This window comes from Pseudocitrobacter sp. RIT415, from assembly GCF_003057695.2.
Classification (GTDB): Bacteria; Pseudomonadota; Gammaproteobacteria; order Enterobacterales; family Enterobacteriaceae; genus Pseudocitrobacter; species Pseudocitrobacter faecalis.
Genome location: NZ_QBJC02000006.1, coordinates 184,585 through 200,371 on the forward strand (window position 1 = coordinate 184,585; position 15,787 = coordinate 200,371).

Here is a 15,787-nt window from a genome sequence, read left to right on the forward strand (position 1 = left end):
TATGCGCCGGATATTATCTGTATTACTGGAAAACGAATCGGGCGCGTTGTCGCGCGTGATTGGCCTTTTCTCTCAGCGTGGCTACAACATTGAGAGCCTGACCGTTGCGCCAACCGATGATCCAACGCTTTCACGCATGACCATTCAAACGGTCGGCGATGACAAAGCCATTGAGCAGATTGAAAAGCAACTGCACAAGCTTGTGGATGTGTTACGGGTGAATGAAATCGGCCAGGGCGCGTACGTTGAGCGTGAAATTATGCTGGTTAAAGTGCAGGCCAGCGGATACGGGCGCGACGAAGTGAAACGCAATACGGAAATCTTCCGCGGGCAGATTATTGACGTCACGCCCTCTATTTATACCGTTCAACTGGCGGGCACCAGCGACAAGCTGGATGCCTTCCTCGCGTCGCTGCGCGATGTCGCCAGAATCGTTGAAGTGGCGCGTTCCGGTGTCGTGGGGCTGTCGCGCGGCGATAAGATCATGCGTTAGTGCAGAACTCATCCGTTTTACGTAGCCCAGCGTCGTGTTGGGCTTTTTTTTGCGAAACGGGCAGTAACTGCGAACAAAAGCTATTGCCGCTGCCAGGATTCTGCGGTTAGATGTTATAAATTTTATTCCATAATTTAACAATGGTTATGGATTGTACAAGTTAAGCAAGGGGCAATTGTGAAACTGGATGAAATCGCCCGGCTTGCCGGTGTGTCACGAACCACCGCCAGCTATGTGATTAACGGAAAGGCCAAGCAGTATCGCGTCAGTGATAAAACAGTCGAAAAAGTGATGGCAGTCGTGCGCGAGCATAACTACCATCCTAACGCCGTCGCTGCCGGATTACGTGCGGGACGCACGCGTTCCATCGGGCTGGTTATTCCCGACCTGGAAAACACCAGCTACACCCGCATTGCGAACTATCTTGAACGCCAGGCGCGCCAGCGCGGGTATCAGTTGTTGATCGCCTGCTCTGAAGACCAGCCCGACAACGAGATGCGCTGTATTGAGCATCTGCTGCAACGTCAGGTCGATGCCATTATCGTTTCCACTTCTCTGCCGCCGGAACATCCTTTCTATCAGCGTTGGGCGAATGACTCATTCCCCATCGTCGCACTGGATCGCGCGCTGGATCGCGAACATTTCACCAGCGTTGTCGGAGCCGATCAGGACGATGCTGAAATGCTGGCGGAAGAGCTGCGCAAATTCCCGGCAGAAACGGTTCTCTATTTAGGCGCATTACCGGAACTCTCTGTCAGCTTCCTGCGTGAGCAGGGCTTCCGTACCGCGTGGAAAGATGACCCTCGCGAAGTGCACTATCTTTATGCCAATAGTTATGAACGCGAAGCCGCGGCGGCGCTGTTTGAAAAGTGGCTGGAAACCCATCCCATGCCGGATGCGCTGTTCACAACGTCATTTGCCTTGTTGCAGGGCGTGATGGATGTGACGCTGCGTCGCGAAGGGAAGCTGCCTTCGGAACTGGCGATTGCGACCTTTGGCGATAATGAACTGCTCGATTTCCTGCAATGCCCGGTGCTTGCTGTGGCGCAGCGTCATCGCGATGTCGCCGAACGCGTGCTGGAGATTGTTCTGGCAAGCCTTGATGAACCGCGTAAACCGAAGCCAGGTCTGAGCCGTATCCGTCGTAACCTCTACCGTCGGGGTAGCCTGAGCCGTCGTTAATCCTGCTGGCGATAGAGCCTTAATATGTCTTTATCGCCAGATCATTAGCTGCCTTATATTATTCAGAATAATCCTCATTTTTTTAAGGTTCTTATTTCATTTACCGCATTATCCGTTTGATACGCCGTCGATTAAGTAAATAGAAAGTAAAATTAACTCGATTATGAATTATTTTGTTACATTCACATCAGTGAATGCTGAAATAACAGCCACTTCTTCAGACCGTGCTCCGCGCCGCGCCACACAAGCCTTTTAAATACCGATAACGGACATAACAAGGACTGTTAACGGGCATCAGAATGTCCTAAAATGCCGTCCGCGTCGCAAACTGACACTTTATATATTCTATTGACGATATTTAGTGACCTTAAAATGTTACGAATCTGTTGAGTTTTTTTCTTACACATATTCATGACGTTAATTTGCCTCGACAGTAGTACGGAATTTAATCGGGGCTATTAATGGCCGCAAACAGTGGGTTTTTAAGCTCCGTTGGCATAGATGCTGGCTTGACAAGCTTTTCCTCTGCTCCGTAAACTCCTTCAGGTGGGAATTTGTGGGTTAAAGTGGCGAGAAGGGGTGAAGCTGGCATGTTCCGGGGGGCAACGTTAGTTAATCTCGACAGCAAAGGGCGTTTAGCCGTCCCTACCCGGTATCGGGATACGCTGATTGAGAACGCTACCGGTCAAATGGTGTGCACCATTGACATCCATCACCCATGCCTGTTGCTTTACCCCCTGCCCGAATGGGAAATCATCGAGCAAAAACTCTCGCGTTTGTCGAGCATGAATCCCGCAGAGCGCCGCGTACAGCGGTTGTTGTTAGGGCATGCCAGCGAATGCCAAATGGATAACGCGGGGCGGCTCTTGATCGCACCGGTTTTACGGCAACATGCCGGATTGACAAAAGAAGTGATGCTGGTCGGGCAGTTCAATAAGTTTGAACTGTGGGATGAAACGACCTGGTATCAACGGGTCAGGGAAGATATCGACGCTGAGCAAACCGCTTCAGACGCGCTTTCGGAACGGTTGCAGGATTTGTCCTTATAAAATGATGGAAACTTTTAAACATAAAACGGTACTGCTGGACGACGCCGTCAACGGCCTGAATATTCGTCCGGATGGTATCTACATTGATGGTACTTTTGGTCGCGGTGGCCATTCGCGTCTTATCCTCTCGCAGCTTGGCGAGCAGGGGCGACTGCTGGCTATCGATCGCGACCCGCAGGCTATTGCCGTCGCAAACACCATTGATGATCCTCGCTTCTCCATCATTCATGGGCCTTTCTCCGCGTTGGCTGATTATGTTAGTGAGCGCGAACTTACAGGCAAGATCGACGGTATTCTGCTCGATCTTGGTGTCTCATCACCGCAGCTTGACGATGCTGAGCGCGGCTTCTCTTTCATGCGCGACGGGCCGCTGGATATGCGCATGGATCCAACGCGTGGCCAGTCTGCCGCCGAGTGGCTGCAAACAGCGGACGAAGCGGATATCGCCTGGGTGATTAAAACCTACGGCGAAGAACGTTTCGGCAAGCGTATTGCTCGCGCCATCGTTGAACGTAACCGCATTGAACCCATGACCCGCACCAAAGAACTGGCGGAAGTAGTGGCGGCGGCGATGCCGGTGAAAGACAAATTTAAACATCCCGCGACCCGTACCTTCCAGGCGGTGCGCATCTGGGTAAACAGTGAACTGGAGGAGATAGAGCAGGCGCTAAAAGGCTCGCTCGACGTGCTGGCCCCGGGTGGGCGGCTGTCGATTATCAGTTTCCACTCGCTGGAAGACCGTATTGTGAAGCGCTTTATGCGCGAACAAAGCCGCGGTCCGCAGGTTCCGGCAGGGTTACCGATGACCGAAGAGCAACTCAGGAAACTGGGTGGCCGTCATTTGCGAGCATTAGGCAAGTTGATGCCGGGCGAAGAAGAAGTGGCTGAAAATCCACGTGCCCGTAGTTCAGTACTGCGTATCGCAGAAAGGACGAACGCATGATCAGCAGAGTGACAGAAGCCCTAAGCAAAGTTAAGGGATCGATTGGAAGTAACGAGCGCCATGCCTTGCCTGGCGTTATCGGAGACGATCTTTTGCGGTTTGGGAAGCTGCCACTCTGCCTGTTCATTTGCATCATTGTTACGGCTGTCACCGTGGTGACGACGGCGCACCATACCCGTTTGTTAACCGCGCAGCGTGAGCAGCTGGTGCTGGAACGTGATGCGCTGGATATCGAATGGCGCAACCTGATTTTAGAAGAGAACGCCCTCGGCGATCATAGCCGGGTTGAGCGTATCGCCACGGAAAAGTTGCAAATGCAACATGTTGATCCGTCAAAAGAAAACATAGTTGTACAGAAATAAGGATTATCGCAACGCATGAAAGCAGCGGGAAAGACGCTTAAACCAAAACGTCAGGAAGAACAGGCCAACTTTATCAGTTGGCGTTTTGCGTTGCTGTGCGGCTGTATTCTGGTGGCTCTCGGCTTCCTGCTGGGACGTGTTGCCTGGTTGCAGATAATCAACCCGGATATGCTGGTGCGCCAGGGCGATATGCGCTCCCTGCGCGTTCAGGAAGTGTCAACTTCTCGCGGCATGATCACCGATCGTTCTGGCCGTCCGCTGGCGGTGAGCGTACCGGTAAAAGCGATTTGGGCCGACCCGAAAGAAGTGCATGATGCGGGTGGCGTGAGCGTGGGCGATCGCTGGAATGCGCTCTCCACCGCGCTGAATCTGCCGCTGGATCAACTGGCGAGCCGTATCAATGCTAACCCGAAAGGGCGCTTTATCTACCTTGCTCGCCAGGTTAACCCTGACATGGCGGACTACATCAAAAAACTCAAACTGCCGGGCATTCATCTGCGCGAAGAGTCGCGCCGTTACTATCCGTCAGGCGAAGTTACCTCTCATCTCATTGGCTTCACTAACGTCGATAGCCAGGGGATCGAAGGCGTCGAAAAGAGCTTTGATAAATGGCTGACCGGGCAACCGGGCGAACGTATCGTGCGTAAAGACCGCTACGGGCGCGTTATCGAGGATATCTCCTCAACGGATAGCCAGGCGGCGCACAACCTTGCGTTGAGTATCGATGAACGCTTACAGGCGCTGGTGTACCGCGAACTGAACAACGCCGTGGCGTTTAACAAAGCGGAATCGGGCAGTGCAGTGCTGGTGGATGTAAACACGGGCGAAGTGCTGGCGATGGCGAACAGCCCATCCTATAACCCGAACAACTTCTCCGGCACGGCTAAAGACACCATGCGTAACCGCGCCATTACCGACGTGTTTGAACCGGGGTCAACGGTTAAACCGATGGTGGTGATGACCGCCTTACAGCGTGGCGTGGTGCGCGAAAACACCGTGCTGAATACCATTCCTTACCGGATTAACGGCCACGAAATTAAAGACGTGGCGCGCTACAGCGAATTGACCCTGACCGGGGTACTACAGAAGTCGAGTAACGTCGGTGTTTCCAAGCTGGCGTTAGCGATGCCGTCCTCAGCGTTAGTAGAGACTTACTCACGTTTTGGATTGGGAAAAGCGACCAATTTGGGGTTGGTCGGAGAACGCAGTGGCTTATATCCTCAAAAACAACGGTGGTCTGACATAGAGAGGGCCACCTTCTCTTTCGGCTATGGGCTAATGGTAACGCCGTTACAGTTAGCGCGAGTCTACGCAACGATAGGCAGCTACGGGATTTACCGTCCGCTGTCGATAACCAAAGTTGACCCCCCGGTTCCTGGCGAACGTATCTTCCCGGAATCCATTGTACGTACCGTGGTTCACATGATGGAAAGCGTGGCGCTGCCTGGCGGCGGCGGCGTGAAAGCAGCGATCAAAGGCTATCGCATCGCCATCAAAACCGGTACGGCGAAAAAAGTGGGGCCAGACGGGCGTTACATCAACAAATATATTGCTTACACCGCGGGCGTTGCGCCAGCCAGCCAGCCGCGTTTCGCGCTGGTGGTGGTCATCAACGACCCGCAGGCAGGTAAATACTACGGCGGCGCCGTTTCCGCGCCGGTCTTCGGTGCCATCATGGGCGGCGTTCTGCGCACCATGAACATCGAGCCGGATGCGCTGGCAACGGGCGAAAAAAGTGAATTTGTGATTAATCAAGGCGAGGGAACAGGTGGCAGATCGTAATTTGCGCGACCTTCTCGCTCCATGGGTGCCAAATGCGCCGGAGCGAGCACTGCGAGAGATGACACTCGACAGCCGTGTGGCTGCATCGGGCGATCTCTTCGTAGCGGTGGTTGGTCATCAGGCGGACGGGCGTCGTTATATCCCGCAGGCAATTGCGCAAGGTGTAGCTGCCATTATAGCCGAGGCAAAAGATGAAGCGACCGATGGCGAAATCCGTGAAATGCACGGCGTCCCGGTTATCTACCTCAGCCAGTTAACGGAGCGTTTATCGGCTCTGGCCGGGCGCTTTTACCATGAACCCTCTGACCGTTTGCGCCTTGTGGGCGTGACCGGAACCAACGGTAAAACCACCACCACCCAACTGCTGGCGCAGTGGGGGCAATTGCTGGGCGAAACCAGTGCGGTGATGGGCACGGTCGGTAACGGCCTGCTGGGTAAAGTGATCCCAACAGAAAATACCACCGGTTCAGCGGTTGATGTTCAGCATGTACTCTCCGGCCTGGCAGACCAGGGCGCGACGCTTGCGGCAATGGAAGTCTCTTCCCACGGTCTGGTTCAGCACCGCGTGGCGGCGTTGAAATTTGCGGCTTCTGTATTTACCAACCTGAGCCGCGATCACCTTGATTATCACGGTGATATGGAACATTACGAAGCGGCGAAATGGCTGCTCTACTCCACGCACCACTGCGGTCAGGCGATTGTTAACGCCGACGACGAAGTGGGCCGTCGCTGGCTGGCAAAACTGCCGGACGCGGTTGCGGTGTCGATGGAAGACCACATCAACCCGAATTGCCACGGGCGCTGGTTAAAAGCGACCGAGGTGAACTATCACGACAGCGGCGCAACCATCCGTTTCAGCTCAAGTTGGGGTAACGGTGAAATCGAAAGCCGTCTGATGGGCGCATTCAACGTCAGCAACCTGTTACTGGCGCTGGCTACACTGCTGGCACTGGGTTATCCGCTGGCGGATCTGCTGAAAACCGCGTCCAGCCTGCAACCGGTTTGCGGGCGTATGGAAGTGTTTAGCGCGCCGGGTAAACCGACAGTCGTCGTTGATTACGCTCACACGCCGGATGCACTGGAAAAAGCGCTCGAAGCGGCGCGTCTGCACTGCGCTGGCAAGCTTTGGTGCGTCTTTGGCTGCGGTGGCGATCGTGATAAAGGCAAGCGTCCGCTGATGGGCGCGATTGCCGAGCAGTTTGCGGATATCGCGGTCGTTACCGATGACAATCCGCGTACCGAAGAGCCGCGAGCCATCATCAACGACATTCTGGCGGGCATGCTTGATGCCGGCCACGCCAAAGTGGTGGAAGGACGTGCGCAAGCGGTCACTAACGCCATCATGCAGGCGAAGCCTGATGATCTGGTGTTGCTGGCCGGTAAAGGCCATGAAGATTATCAAATTGTCGGCACTCAACGTCTCGACTATTCCGACCGTGTAACCGCAGCGCGTCTGCTGGGAGTGATCGCATGATTAGCGTAACGCTTAGCGAACTGGCAGGCATCCTGCACGGCGAACTGAACGGTTCTGACCTGCGTATCGACGATGTCACCACCGATACGCGTAAATTAACACCAGGCTGCCTGTTTGTGGCGCTGAAGGGCGAGCGTTTCGATGCCCACGATTTCGTTGAAAAAGCGAAAGAGGGTGGGGCGGGCGCGCTGTTAGTCAGCCGTAAACTGGATATCGACCTGCCGCAACTGGTGGTGAAAGATACCCGTCTGGCGTTTGGTGAACTGGCGGCATGGGTTCGCCAGCAGGTACCAACGCGCGTTGTCGCGCTGACCGGCTCCTCCGGCAAAACGTCGGTAAAAGAGATGACCGCCGCCATTCTCAGCCAGTGCGGCAACACGCTGTATACCGCGGGCAACCTCAATAATGACATCGGTGTGCCGATGACATTGCTGCGCCTGACGAAAGAACATGAATACGCGGTGATTGAACTGGGAGCCAACCATCAGGGTGAAATCGCCTGGACGGTGAGCCTGACTCGCCCGGAAGCGGCGCTGGTGAACAACCTCGCGGCAGCACATTTAGAAGGATTCGGTTCGCTGGCAGGTGTGGCGAAAGCCAAGGGTGAGATTTTCACCGGCCTGCCGGTTAACGGCATCGCGATTCTGAATGCCGACAACAACGACTGGCTGAACTGGCAGTCGATTATTGGCTCGCGCAAAGTGTGGCGCTTTTCGCCGAATGCGGCGAACAGCGATTTCACGGCCACCAATATCCACGTCACCAGCCATGGCACAGAATTTACGCTGCAAACGCCTACCGGTGATGTCGACGTACTGCTGCCGCTGCCGGGTCGCCACAACATCGCCAACGCGCTGGCCGCCACGGCACTGGCGATGGCGGTAGGTGCAGACTTAAACGCGGTGAAAGCCGGGCTGGCGAAGCTGACTTCCGTTCCGGGGCGTCTGTTCCCCATTCACCTGAGTGACACCCAACTGCTGCTCGACGACTCCTACAACGCCAACGTCGGTTCGATGACCGCCGCGGTGCAGGTGCTCGAAGAGATGCCGGGTTATCGCGTGCTGGTGGTTGGCGATATGGCCGAACTGGGTGCGGAAAGTGAAGCGTGCCACATACAGGTTGGCGAAGCCGCGAAAACGGCGGGCATCGATAAAGTCTTAAGCGTTGGTCAATTAAGTCAGGCAATCAGTTCTGCCAGCAGCGTCGGCGAGCATTTCACCGACAAAGCAGCAGTCGTTGCGCGTCTTAAAACGCTCATTAATGAACAGCAAACCCTCACCATTCTGGTGAAAGGATCACGTAGTGCCGCCATGGAAGAGGTAGTACGCGCATTACAGGAGAACGGGACATGTTAGTTTGGCTGGCCGAACATTTGGTCAAATATTATTCCGGCTTTAACGTCTTTTCCTATCTGACGTTTCGCGCCATTGTCAGCCTGCTGACCGCGCTGTTCATCTCATTGTGGATGGGCCCGCGCATGATCGCCCATTTGCAGAAACTCTCCTTCGGCCAGGTCGTGCGTAACGACGGCCCGGAATCGCACTTCAGTAAACGCGGCACGCCGACAATGGGTGGGATCATGATCCTCACCGCGATTGTGGTTTCCGTGCTGCTGTGGGCTTATCCGTCCAACCCGTACGTCTGGTGTGTGCTGGTGGTGCTGGTGGGCTACGGCATTATTGGTTTTGTCGATGACTATCGCAAAGTTGTCCGTAAAGACACTAAAGGCCTGATTGCGCGCTGGAAATATTTCTGGATGTCGGTGATTGCGCTGGGCGTAGCGTTCGCGCTGTATCTGGCCGGCAAAGATACTCCCGCCACCCAACTGGTGGTGCCGTTCTTTAAAGATGTGATGCCTCAGTTGGGGCTGTTCTACATTTTGCTGGCCTATTTCGTCGTGGTTGGCACCGGTAACGCGGTTAACCTGACGGATGGTCTGGATGGCTTAGCGATTATGCCAACCGTCTTTGTTGCCGGTGGTTTCGCGCTGGTGGCCTGGGCGACCGGTAACATGAACTTCGCTAACTATCTGCATATTCCTTATCTGCGGCATGCGGGGGAGCTGGTTATCGTCTGCACTGCGATTGTCGGGGCGGGGTTGGGCTTCCTGTGGTTTAACACCTATCCGGCGCAGGTCTTTATGGGCGACGTCGGTTCGCTGGCGCTGGGCGGCGCGCTGGGCATTATCGCCGTGCTGTTGCGTCAGGAATTCCTGCTGGTGATTATGGGCGGCGTGTTTGTGGTTGAAACGCTGTCGGTAATTTTGCAGGTCGGTTCCTTCAAGCTGCGCGGTCAGCGCATCTTCCGTATGGCACCGATTCATCACCACTATGAACTGAAAGGTTGGCCGGAACCGCGCGTTATTGTGCGTTTCTGGATTATTTCGCTGATGCTGGTCCTGATTGGCCTGGCTACGCTGAAGGTGCGTTAATCATGGCAGATTACCAGGGTAAAAATGTTGTCATTATCGGTCTTGGTTTGACCGGGCTCTCCTGCGTCGATTTCTTCATGGCGCGTGGCGTAACGCCGCGCGTGATGGATACGCGAGCCACTCCCCCTGGGCTGGATAAACTGCCGGAAGAGGTTGAGCGTTACGTTGGTAGTCTGAATGATGACTGGTTACTGGCTGCGGATTTGATTGTCGCCAGCCCCGGCATCGCGCTGGCGCACCCGTCTTTGAGCGCAGCGGCTGACGCTGGCGTCGAGATAGTAGGTGATATCGAACTCTTCTGCCGTGAAGCGCAAGCGCCGATTGTGGCCATTACCGGTTCAAACGGCAAAAGTACCGTTACCACGCTGGTCGGCGAAATGGCGAAAGCGGCGGGCGTAAACGTCGGTGTTGGCGGCAATATTGGTTTGCCCGCACTGATGCTGCTTGACCCGGCGCGTGAACTTTATGTTCTGGAGCTTTCAAGCTTCCAACTGGAAACCACGTCCAGCCTGCAGGCTGCGGCGGCAACCATTCTTAACGTCACTGAAGATCATATGGACCGCTATCCGTTTGGCCTGCAGCAATACCGTGCTGCCAAACTGCGCGTCTATGAAAATGCCAAAATCTGCGTGGTGAACGCTGATGATGCGTTGACCATGCCGATTCGCGGCGCGGATGAGCGCTGCGTGAGCTTTGGCGTTGATGTCGGGGATTACCACCTGAATCGCCAGCAGGGTGAAACCTGGCTGCGTGTAAAAGGTGAAAAAGTTCTCAACGTCAAAGAGATGACCCTCACCGGCCAGCATAATTACAGTAATGCGCTGGCGGCGCTGGCGCTGGCGGATGCCGTCGGCCTGCCGCGAGCCAGTAGCCTGAAGGCGTTGACCACCTTCGCTGGGCTGGCACATCGTTTCCAGGTGGTGCTGAATCACAATGGCGTTCGCTGGATCAACGACTCAAAAGCGACCAATGTCGGCAGTACGGAAGCCGCGCTTAACGGCTTACACGTTGACGGCACGCTCTGGCTGCTGCTGGGGGGCGACGGGAAATCCGCTGATTTCAGCCCGCTGGCTCGCTACCTGACCGGGGATAATATTCGTCTTTACTGCTTTGGCCGCGACGGTAGCGAGCTTGCCGCATTGCGCCCGGAGATCGCCACCGAAACGGAGACGATGGAACAGGCCATGCGCGCCATTGCGCCGCAACTGAAAGCGGGGGATATGGTGCTGCTGTCACCGGCTTGCGCCAGCCTCGATCAGTTTAAAAGCTTTGAGCAACGCGGCGACGTGTTTGCACGACTGGCGAAGGAGTTAGGTTGATGCGTTTATCCCTCCCGCGCCTGAAAATGCCTCGCCTGCCAGGATTGTTCATCCTGGCGTGGGTATTTGCCGCGCTGAAAGGCTGGGTGATGGGCTCCCGGGCACAGGATAACGACAGTCTGGTGATGTACGATCGCACCCTGCTGTGGCTAACCTTCGGCCTGGCGGCGATCGGTTTCATTATGGTGACCTCGGCATCCATGCCGGTTGGTCAGCGTCTGGCGAACGATCCTTTCCTGTTCGCCAAACGTGATGGTCTCTACATCGTTCTGGCGTTTGCGCTGGCCATGATCACGTTACGCCTGCCGATGGAGTTCTGGCAGCGCTACAGCACCTCGATGCTGATTGCGTCTATCGTCATGCTGTTGATTGTTCTGGTCGTCGGTAGCTCGGTTAACGGGGCATCGCGCTGGATTGCCTTCGGCCCGCTGCGTATTCAGCCGGCGGAGTTCACCAAGTTGTCGCTGTTCTGCTACATCGCCAACTACCTGGTGCGTAAAGCCGACGAAGTACGTAACAATCTGCGCGGCTTTTTAAAGCCGATGGGTGTCATTTTCGTGCTGGCGATTTTACTGCTGGCACAGCCGGATCTCGGTACGGTCGTTGTACTGTTCGTCACAACCCTTGCGATGCTGTTCCTGGCTGGCGCGAAGCTGTGGCAGTTCATCGCCATTATTGGGATGGGGATTTCGGCAGTGGTTCTGCTGATCCTCGCCGAGCCATACCGTATTCGTCGTGTGACCTCGTTCTGGAACCCGTGGGAAGATCCGTTTGGTAGTGGTTACCAGCTTACCCAATCGCTGATGGCTTTTGGTCGCGGTGAAATGTGGGGACAAGGGCTGGGTAACTCGGTGCAAAAACTGGAGTATCTGCCGGAAGCGCATACCGACTTCATCTTCGCCATTATCGGCGAGGAACTCGGTTATATCGGTGTGGTACTGGCGCTTTTAATGGTATTCTTCGTCGCTTTCCGCGCGATGTCCATTGGGCGTAAAGCGCTGGAACTCAATCAGCGATTCGCCGGTTTTCTGGCCTGCGCCATTGGCGTGTGGTTTAGCTTCCAGGCGCTGGTTAACGTCGGCGCGGCAGCCGGTATGCTGCCGACTAAAGGTCTGACACTGCCGCTTATCAGTTATGGCGGTTCCAGTCTGCTGATTATGTCGACGGCAATTATGTTCTTGTTACGTATAGATTATGAAACACGTCTGGAAAAAGCCCAGGCGTTTACCCGAGGTTCCAGATGAGCGGTGAAACGAAGCGGTTAATGGTGATGGCAGGCGGTACCGGCGGGCATGTGTTCCCCGGGCTGGCGGTTGCGCACCATTTGATGGACCAGGGCTGGCAAGTACGCTGGCTGGGTACCGCTGATCGTATGGAAGCGGATCTCGTGCCGAAACACGGTATCGAAATCGACTTTATTCGTATTTCTGGCTTGCGTGGCAAAGGTGTAAAAGCGTTACTGCTCGCGCCGCTGCGCATCTTTAATGCCTGGCGTCAGGCGCGCGCCATCATGAAGCGCTTTAAGCCAGATGTCGTGTTGGGCATGGGGGGCTATGTTTCTGGCCCTGGTGGTCTGGCGGCGTGGTCGCTGGGGATTCCCGTCGTGCTGCATGAACAGAATGGCATTGCTGGCCTGACCAACAAATGGCTGGCGAAGATCGCGAAAACCGTGATGCAGGCGTTTCCCGGCGCATTTCCTGATGCGGAAGTGGTGGGAAACCCGGTTCGCGTCGATGTGCTGGCGCTGCCGCTGCCGGAGCAGCGTCTGGCGGGGCGCGAAGGCCCGGTACGTGTTCTGGTGGTTGGCGGCTCTCAGGGCGCGCGCATCCTGAATCAGACCATGCCACAGGTGGCGTCGAAGCTGGGCGAAACCATAACCATCTGGCATCAGAGCGGTAAAGGCGCGCAGCAAACCGTCGAGCAGGCATATGAAGAAGCGGGTGAGCCGCAGCATAAAGTTACCGAGTTTATCGATGATATGGCTGCTGCATATGCCTGGGCTGATGTGGTGGTGTGCCGTTCCGGCGCGCTGACCGTCAGCGAAATCGCGGCGGCAGGCCTGCCAGCTATCTTTGTGCCGTTCCAGCATAAAGACAGACAGCAGTACTGGAATGCGCTGCCGCTTGAACAAGCCGGTGCGGCGAAGATTTATGAGCAACCGCAGTTTACCGCTGAAGCGGTTGCCACCACGCTTGAACGATGGGACCGCAAAACGCTGCTGGAAATGGCAGAACGCGCACGCGCGGCGGCTATCCCGGATGCAACCGAGCGAGTAGCAAAAGCAGTAAGCCTGGCAGCTCAGGCTTAACCCTCGCGGCGCGCGTTGCGCTGCACGAATTTTAGAAGTCGATGGCGTTGAGAGAATGAATACACAACAACTGGCGAAACTGCGTTCCATAGTGCCCGAGATGCGTCGCGTCCGGCACATTCACTTTGTGGGTATCGGCGGTGCCGGTATGGGCGGTATCGCCGAAGTTCTGGCCAACGAAGGTTATCAGATCAGCGGTTCCGATTTGGCGCCGAACCCGGTCACGCAGCAGTTGTCGCAGCTGGGCGCCACAATCTACTTTAACCACCGCCCGGAAAACGTCCGCGATGCGAGCGTGGTCGTGGTCTCCACGGCAATTTCTGCTGATAACCCGGAAATTGTTGCTGCCCATGAAGCGCGTATTCCGGTGATTCGCCGCGCTGAAATGCTGGCCGAACTGATGCGTTTTCGTCACGGTATCGCCATTGCCGGGACACACGGTAAAACGACCACCACCGCGATGGTCTCCAGTATTTATGCGGAAGCCGGGCTGGACCCGACTTTCGTGAACGGCGGTCTGGTAAAAGCCGCAGGCGTGCATGCACGTCTGGGCCACAGCCGTTACCTGATTGCGGAAGCGGATGAGAGCGATGCGTCGTTCCTGCATCTGCAACCGATGGTGGCGATTGTCACCAACATTGAAGCCGACCACATGGATACTTACCAGGGCGACTTCGAGAATTTGAAGCAGACGTTTATCAACTTCCTGCACAACCTGCCGTTTTACGGCCGTGCAGTGATGTGTGTGGATGATCCGGTGATCCGCGAGCTGCTGCCGCGTGTAGGCCGTCAAACCACCACTTACGGTTTTAGCGATGATGCAGATGTGCGCGTTGAGGATTATCAGCAGGTGGGGCCGCAAGGGCACTTCACGCTGGTGCGTCAGGATAAAGAAAACCTGCACGTCACGCTGAATGCGCCGGGTCGCCACAATGCGCTGAACGCCGCCGCCGCCGTTGCGGTTGCTACAGAAGAGGGCATTGATGACGATGCCATTCTGCGCGCGCTGGAAAGTTTCCAGGGCACAGGCCGCCGCTTCGATTTCCTCGGCGAATATCCGCTGGACGAGGTGAACGGCAAAGCGGGTACTGCGATGCTGGTAGATGACTACGGCCATCACCCGACGGAAGTGGATGCCACCATTAAAGCCGCGCGCGCGGGCTGGCCGGATAAAAATCTGGTGATGGTATTCCAGCCGCACCGTTATACCCGTACGCGCGACCTGTACGATGATTTTGCCAACGTGCTGACGCAGGTTGATGCGCTGCTGATGCTGGATGTGTATCCGGCTGGCGAAGCACCCATTCCGGGCGCGGACAGCCGCTCCCTGTGCCGTACGATTCGCGGTCGCGGTAAAGTTGATCCGATTCTGGTCTCCGACCCGGCTCAGGTCGCTGAAATGCTGGCACCGGTGTTGACGGGTAACGACTTAGTGCTGATTCAGGGCGCTGGAAATATCGGCAAAATCGCGCGTAACTTAGCTGAAATCAAACTCAAGCCGCAAACACAGGAGGAAGAGCGTCATGGCTGATAAAATCGCTGTCCTTCTGGGCGGCACCTCCGCAGAGCGTGAGGTTTCGCTGAACTCCGGGGCTGCCGTGCTGGCTGGCCTGCGTGAGGCGGGTGTCGATGCGCATCCTGTCGACCCGAAAGAGGTTGATGTTACCCAGCTGAAAAACATGGGTTTTCAGAAAGCGTTTATTGCACTTCATGGCCGAGGCGGGGAAGATGGCACGCTACAGGGTTTACTGGAACTGTTAAAGCTACCCTATACCGGCAGCGGCGTGATGGCATCGGCCATTTCTATGGACAAACTGCGCAGCAAACTGCTGTGGCAGGGCGCGGGTTTACCGGTCGCGCCATGGGTGGCGATCACGCGAAAAGAATTTGAATTAGGGCTTAATGACCAGGTAAAACAGCAACTTACAGCGCTTGGATTGCCGCTCATCGTTAAGCCGAGCCGTGAAGGCTCAAGCGTTGGGATGTCAAAAGTTAACGAGAGTGGTGATTTGACCCAGGCGTTAACGCTGGCGTTTCAACATGATGAAGAAGTTCTGGTGGAGAAATGGCTCAGTGGCCCCGAATTCACCGTTGCGGTGCTCGGAGAAGAAATTTTACCGTCAATTCGCATCCAACCTGCCGGAACCTTCTATGATTATGATGCGAAGTATCTCTCTGATGAGACGAAGTATTTCTGTCCTGGTTGTGAAGATAACGCTCAGGAAGCGGCAATGCAGTCTTTGGTGTCAAAAGCATGGACTGTTCTTGGCTGCCATGGCTGGGGGCGAATTGACGTAATGCAGGACAGTGACGGGCAGCTTTATCTCCTTGAGGCAAATACCTCGCCGGGGATGACCAGCCATAGTCTGGTGCCGATGGCGGCGCGTCAGGTGGGAATGAGCTTCTCGCAACTGGTAGTACGAATTCTGGACCTGGCGGGGTGA

Annotated in this window: 14 protein-coding genes; all 14 read left to right on the plus strand. The window is 55.6% G+C overall.

Annotated elements, in window-relative coordinates; all coding sequences use genetic code 11:
• Position 1: 1 nt before the first annotated feature.
• The 14 genes from ilvN (at position 2) to DBY68_RS08880 (ending at position 15,787) form a co-directional block, all read left to right on the plus strand.
• Entirely contained in the window at positions 2 to 493 is a 492-nt protein-coding gene (ilvN, locus tag DBY68_RS08815) for an acetolactate synthase small subunit (RefSeq protein ID WP_015965932.1), read from the plus strand.
• A gap of 177 nt (positions 494 to 670) precedes the next feature.
• Positions 671 to 1,675, plus strand: a complete 1,005-nt coding sequence (cra, locus tag DBY68_RS08820) for a catabolite repressor/activator (RefSeq protein ID WP_108475536.1) — start codon at positions 671 to 673, stop codon at positions 1,673 to 1,675.
• 590 nt (positions 1,676 to 2,265) lie between these two features.
• Positions 2,266 to 2,724 (plus strand): division/cell wall cluster transcriptional repressor MraZ, encoded by a 459-nt coding sequence (gene mraZ / locus DBY68_RS08825; protein WP_041686318.1) that lies wholly within the window; start codon positions 2,266 to 2,268, stop codon positions 2,722 to 2,724.
• A gap of 1 nt (position 2,725) precedes the next feature.
• Complete coding sequence (rsmH, locus tag DBY68_RS08830; RefSeq protein ID WP_108475537.1) at positions 2,726 to 3,667, plus strand: 16S rRNA (cytosine(1402)-N(4))-methyltransferase RsmH; 942 nt, start codon at positions 2,726 to 2,728, stop codon at positions 3,665 to 3,667.
• Positions 3,664 to 4,029: a cell division protein FtsL gene (ftsL, locus tag DBY68_RS08835; protein WP_015965928.1), complete on the plus strand. Its 366-nt coding sequence runs from the start codon at positions 3,664 to 3,666 to the stop codon at positions 4,027 to 4,029. The genes rsmH and ftsL overlap by 4 nt, the downstream gene beginning before the upstream one ends.
• A 15-nt stretch (positions 4,030 to 4,044) precedes the next feature.
• Positions 4,045 to 5,811: a peptidoglycan glycosyltransferase FtsI gene (gene ftsI / locus DBY68_RS08840; protein WP_108475538.1), complete on the plus strand. Its 1,767-nt coding sequence runs from the start codon at positions 4,045 to 4,047 to the stop codon at positions 5,809 to 5,811.
• Entirely contained in the window at positions 5,798 to 7,285 is a 1,488-nt protein-coding gene (murE, locus tag DBY68_RS08845; RefSeq protein ID WP_108475539.1) for a UDP-N-acetylmuramoyl-L-alanyl-D-glutamate--2,6-diaminopimelate ligase, read from the plus strand. Before ftsI ends, murE begins: the two co-directional genes overlap by 14 nt.
• Positions 7,282 to 8,640: a UDP-N-acetylmuramoyl-tripeptide--D-alanyl-D-alanine ligase gene (murF, locus tag DBY68_RS08850; protein ID WP_108475540.1), complete on the plus strand. Its 1,359-nt coding sequence runs from the start codon at positions 7,282 to 7,284 to the stop codon at positions 8,638 to 8,640. Before murE ends, murF begins: the two co-directional genes overlap by 4 nt.
• Complete coding sequence (gene mraY, locus DBY68_RS08855) at positions 8,634 to 9,716, plus strand: phospho-N-acetylmuramoyl-pentapeptide-transferase (protein ID WP_015965924.1); 1,083 nt, start codon at positions 8,634 to 8,636, stop codon at positions 9,714 to 9,716. Before murF ends, mraY begins: the two co-directional genes overlap by 7 nt.
• A gap of 2 nt (positions 9,717 to 9,718) precedes the next feature.
• Positions 9,719 to 11,035, plus strand: a complete 1,317-nt coding sequence (murD, locus tag DBY68_RS08860; RefSeq protein WP_108475541.1) for a UDP-N-acetylmuramoyl-L-alanine--D-glutamate ligase — start codon at positions 9,719 to 9,721, stop codon at positions 11,033 to 11,035.
• The gene (gene ftsW, locus DBY68_RS08865; protein ID WP_108475542.1) at positions 11,035 to 12,279 is read left to right on the plus strand and encodes a cell division protein FtsW; all 1,245 of its coding nucleotides are present in this window, start codon (positions 11,035 to 11,037) and stop codon (positions 12,277 to 12,279) included. The genes murD and ftsW overlap by 1 nt, the downstream gene beginning before the upstream one ends.
• Positions 12,276 to 13,343: an undecaprenyldiphospho-muramoylpentapeptide beta-N-acetylglucosaminyltransferase gene (murG, locus tag DBY68_RS08870; RefSeq protein ID WP_108475543.1), complete on the plus strand. Its 1,068-nt coding sequence runs from the start codon at positions 12,276 to 12,278 to the stop codon at positions 13,341 to 13,343. Before ftsW ends, murG begins: the two co-directional genes overlap by 4 nt.
• A 55-nt stretch (positions 13,344 to 13,398) precedes the next feature.
• On the plus strand, positions 13,399 to 14,874 hold the full coding sequence (murC, locus tag DBY68_RS08875; protein WP_108475544.1) for a UDP-N-acetylmuramate--L-alanine ligase: 1,476 nt from the start codon (positions 13,399 to 13,401) through the stop codon (positions 14,872 to 14,874).
• Entirely contained in the window at positions 14,867 to 15,787 is a 921-nt protein-coding gene (locus DBY68_RS08880) for a D-alanine--D-alanine ligase (protein WP_108475545.1), read from the plus strand. Before murC ends, DBY68_RS08880 begins: the two co-directional genes overlap by 8 nt.

What these genes read in the sequence shown, in the direction of transcription:
- ilvN (WP_015965932.1), top strand. Translation starts at nt 2, where the DNA reads ATGCGCCGGATATTATCTGTATTACTGGAAAACGAATCGGGCGCGTTG.
- mraZ (WP_041686318.1), top strand. Translation starts at nt 2,266, where the DNA reads ATGTTCCGGGGGGCAACGTTAGTTAATCTCGACAGCAAAGGGCGTTTA.
- rsmH (WP_108475537.1), top strand. Translation starts at nt 2,726, where the DNA reads ATGATGGAAACTTTTAAACATAAAACGGTACTGCTGGACGACGCCGTC.
- ftsL (WP_015965928.1), top strand. Translation starts at nt 3,664, where the DNA reads ATGATCAGCAGAGTGACAGAAGCCCTAAGCAAAGTTAAGGGATCGATT.
- ftsI (WP_108475538.1), top strand. Translation starts at nt 4,045, where the DNA reads ATGAAAGCAGCGGGAAAGACGCTTAAACCAAAACGTCAGGAAGAACAG.
- murF (WP_108475540.1), top strand. Translation starts at nt 7,282, where the DNA reads ATGATTAGCGTAACGCTTAGCGAACTGGCAGGCATCCTGCACGGCGAA.
- mraY (WP_015965924.1), top strand. Translation starts at nt 8,634, where the DNA reads ATGTTAGTTTGGCTGGCCGAACATTTGGTCAAATATTATTCCGGCTTT.
- murD (WP_108475541.1), top strand. Translation starts at nt 9,719, where the DNA reads ATGGCAGATTACCAGGGTAAAAATGTTGTCATTATCGGTCTTGGTTTG.
- ftsW (WP_108475542.1), top strand. Translation starts at nt 11,035, where the DNA reads ATGCGTTTATCCCTCCCGCGCCTGAAAATGCCTCGCCTGCCAGGATTG.
- murG (WP_108475543.1), top strand. Translation starts at nt 12,276, where the DNA reads ATGAGCGGTGAAACGAAGCGGTTAATGGTGATGGCAGGCGGTACCGGC.
- murC (WP_108475544.1), top strand. Translation starts at nt 13,399, where the DNA reads ATGAATACACAACAACTGGCGAAACTGCGTTCCATAGTGCCCGAGATG.
- DBY68_RS08880 (WP_108475545.1), top strand. Translation starts at nt 14,867, where the DNA reads ATGGCTGATAAAATCGCTGTCCTTCTGGGCGGCACCTCCGCAGAGCGT.